1 pseudogene is annotated in these 286 nt (G+C 41.6%); it reads left to right on the top strand.

Going from position 1 to position 286, the window contains the following annotated elements:
* Nucleotides 1-55: 55 nt before the first annotated feature.
* Nucleotides 56-286: pseudogene (locus ACFINS_RS11070) on the top strand (hypothetical protein); the annotation flags it as partial.

Raw genomic sequence — 286 nt, 5'->3', positions numbered from 1 at the left:
CTGACCAAGTTCACGTTCCTGCACTCTTAGAGCGCTTTAACAAAGAAAGAAGGCAATGATACCATTTTTCACTTTTCAGCCTTTTTTGCCTCTCTCTTGGATTTTCCTATTAGGGGGGATATCGGCCCTTTTTGTGGTTATTGGCCTCATGACAAAGCATCAAGGATCTGTCTTGCGTCTTATGACATTGATCTCATTGATCGTTGTTTTACTGAATCCAATGATGATAAAAGAGCAACGGGAACCACTTAAAAGCACCGTAGGCATTGTCATTGATCGCAGCAAA

Origin of the sequence: Bartonella sp. AA2SXKL, from assembly GCF_042197205.1 — a bacterium.
In the GTDB taxonomy this organism is placed as follows: Bacteria; Pseudomonadota; Alphaproteobacteria; order Rhizobiales; family Rhizobiaceae; genus Bartonella.
Note: the sequence above shows the minus strand (reverse complement) of the source record. Positions and strands in the feature narration are given on the sequence as shown.